The following is a 3,127-nucleotide window of genomic DNA, read 5'->3' as shown; positions in this document are numbered from 1 at the left end:
CCTAATCGGATATTCGGGCTCGGTAAACACCGCCGGAACCCTCTGCCCATCCTTGTCACTTGATGCGGGGCTAGTCCTCAATAACACCCCAATTTCCTTAATCGGGCCACCTGAGGGCCGGCAGGCAATCTTTTTGGCGGGACAGTCATAGACTCCCCAATGAATTGTGCACCTCACCGGAACCCGTAGGACCATCTTATTCCCTAAACCCTGAAAATGCATCCGTTAGCTTCAAACTAATATACAAGATGTTTTGTTGTCTTAGACATAAAGAAAGTAGACATGATAACGGCAGTTTGACTATGCTGTCTTTCTGATCATAATGAGCTACTAGCCTGCTATTTTCTTCTGAATGCTATTGCCAGGACACCCGGGCCCCCATGCACTCCCAACACAGGCCCCAATCTGGCTATTCTGACCTTCTTTAGGGAAAGTATCGAACTGATGCGTTCAGCCAGAGACTTAGCTTCATCAGGTGTGGTGCTATGAATAACTGCCAAATCCTCTATATCGGCAGTATCTTTTGCAAAGTCAAACAGCCTCTCTATACCCTTGGAACGGCTGCGGACTTGGCCTACTGGCACGAATTCACCATCTTTGATTGTTAGCATCGGTTTTACGCTTAATACTGAGCCCAACAGTGATTTTGCTTTCCCAATGCGCCCACCTTTGGCCAGGTATTTCAGGGTACCAAAGAGAACAAGCAACTTGACTCTGGATACAACCTGCTTTACGTCCTCCGCCACCTGCGGCAGGCTCTTCCCAGTTTTGGCTATAGTAGCTGCCGCCATAACTAGTAGCCCCAGAGCCATTGATGTCGTCTTCGAGTCGATCACCTCGATGGGACATCCCTTCTCCACTAGTTTTTTACCCTGCAACGCTGAGTTGCAAGTACCGCTTAGTTTCTCGGAGATGTGAATAGAAATAATTCCATCAGCCTTAGAGGAAAGCTGGCGATAGACTTCAGCAAAATCATGCGGAGTCGGCTGCGTGGTAGTGGGATGCGTGGGGTCTTGCAGCAACCTCTGATAAAAATCGTCTTCGTTGATTTCCTCCCGGTCACGGTATACATCTTTCCCAAAGCACACGTATAAAGGAACCACGGTAATTCCAAACTTTTTAATTAACTCTGGTGACAAGTCAGCAGTGCTATCAGTAACAATCTTGATTGTCATTAGTGAGACCTCCTCCAGTATCATAATCTAAGGAAGAGTGAACCTTGGCAGTATACTACCACGGTCAGGATTTGCAAATCAATGGATGGAAAGGCCAATCAGTTCAATAACAGTTTCTCGTATAGCATATCTAATATAACCGCCAATAACCCATCCCCCATATTGACAAGGACACTGATCAGAATTAGGATTAGTTATCAGGTTATAGCTGCCGAAATTAAGTATAGAGAAACAAAATTATGGCTCTTTTAGACCTACTAAAACACAGAAAAAGCATTAGGGATTTCTTGGATAGACCTGTCGAGCGAAAAAAGATAATGATGTGCCTTGAGGCGGCAAGACTAGCTCCTTCCGCCTGTAATTCACAACCGTGGAAGTTCATAGTCGTGGATGATAGTCAGTTGAAGGATAAGCTAGGCGATGCTGCTTTCCGCGGTATATATTCGATGAATTCCTTTTGCAAAATGGCCCCCGTTATGGTTGTCGTGGTCTCCGAAAAGTCTAAGTTTTTGGCCAGAATCGGCGGTATGTTCCGGGGCACGAAATATTACCTTATAGATATAGGGGTGGCTATTGAGCATTTCGTACTCCAGGCTGAGGACTTGGGTCTTGGAACTTGCTGGATAGGTTGGTTTAATGAAAGGGCGGTAAAATCAGTATTAGAAATCCCACATCGTAAAAAGATAGATATCCTAATAGCGTTAGGCTATTACGATAGGGAAAAAACATGTTCAGAACATAGCAGAGGGCCAATGGAAAAAATCGCGTCCTTTAACTCTTACTGAGTCCTGCGGCTTTCTCACAGGTTACATCCGCCATATTTACAAAGGTGATTCCTGCGAGCAGGCAGATGAGGTCAATTGGACAAAGTGCAGTGAAGTTGAAAGGTCTTCCTATGTTAGGCATCTGGATTGTTATCACCATCGCTGGCGTCTACCTAGTCTTTGCCGGCTTCCTCTTCATTTTTCAGTCCCACTATATTTACTATCCTGAACGAGTCCTATCAGTCACCCCGCATAGCATCGGACTTCAATTTGAGAGCGTCTCTTTTGAAACTACGGATGGAGTCCAGCTCTCCGGCTGGTTCGTTCCCAGCAAAAGTGCCAGGGGTGTGATTCTATTCTGTCATGGCAATGCTGGTAACATATCGCACCGATTGGATTCTATTCAAATATTTCATCAGCTTGGACTAGATGTTTTCATCTTTGACTACCGGGGTTATGGCCAGAGTGAGGGAAAGCCCACCGAGCAGGGCACATACAAAGATGCAGAGGCTGCGTGGCGGTACCTGATTGAGGAGCGTCAAGTGAAACCAAACGAGGTCATTATTTTTGGCCGGTCGCTTGGAGGCGCGGTTGCCTCATGGCTGGCTCAGAGCCACACACCGGGAGCGCTTATCCTTGAGTCAACATTCACGTCTCTTCCCGATATTGCTGCCGGACTGTATCCCTACCTTCCCGTTAGACTGTTATTACGCTTTGAATACAATACGGCGGAGTACCTGGGCAGAGTAGATTGCCCCGTCCTGATTGTTCACAGCCGCGACGATGAAATAATGCCCTTTGACAATGGTCAGAAACTATTTGAATCAGCAAAGGAGCCAAAGAAATTCCTCGAGACTACTGGTACCCACAATAACGGCTTCATCACATCAGGCAAACGCTATGAAGACGGCTTGCACACATTCATCTCGCAGCGGTAGACAACAATCTGGCTAAATGTTAACCAAGCAGCAACAAATTGCGAAGCGCACGACTACCCTGAGATGCCCACTTTCCCTATTGAATCACCACTTCGCCAAAGACTGCTCCTGCAAGTCTGATATTTCGAGCAAGTCGGACTGCTGGTGCAGGACGAGAAGACCCATCGTGATAATCTGCGGCTCAGAAGATTGCTCAAAAAGGCCAGGCTTCGCCAGGAAGCGGCACTGGAAGATATCGACTACGGAGCTT

General features: G+C 46.8%; 3 protein-coding genes. 2 read left to right on the top strand and 1 reads right to left on the bottom strand.

Annotated features, from left to right (window positions below):
* Window positions 1-338: 338 nt before the first annotated feature.
* Window positions 339-1,175 carry a DegV family protein gene (locus KKD83_09165; protein ID MBU2536315.1) on the bottom strand — a complete coding sequence of 279 codons (837 nt, stop codon included), beginning with the start codon at window positions 1,173-1,175 and terminating at the stop codon, window positions 339-341.
* A gap of 239 nt (window positions 1,176-1,414) precedes the next feature.
* Between KKD83_09165 and KKD83_09160 the strand changes: the two genes are divergently transcribed.
* Together KKD83_09160 and KKD83_09155 are read left to right on the top strand one after the other, a co-directional pair.
* Entirely contained in the window at window positions 1,415-1,960 is a 546-nt protein-coding gene (locus tag KKD83_09160; GenBank protein MBU2536314.1) for a nitroreductase family protein, read from the top strand.
* A gap of 65 nt (window positions 1,961-2,025) precedes the next feature.
* Entirely contained in the window at window positions 2,026-2,877 is an 852-nt protein-coding gene (locus tag KKD83_09155; GenBank protein ID MBU2536313.1) for an alpha/beta hydrolase, read from the top strand.
* Window positions 2,878-3,127: the final 250 nt, after the last annotated feature.

The organism is Chloroflexota bacterium (genome assembly GCA_018829775.1).
Classification (GTDB): domain Bacteria; phylum Chloroflexota; class Dehalococcoidia; order Dehalococcoidales; family RBG-16-60-22; genus E44-bin89.
This window is presented reverse-complemented; position numbering and strand designations above follow the sequence as displayed.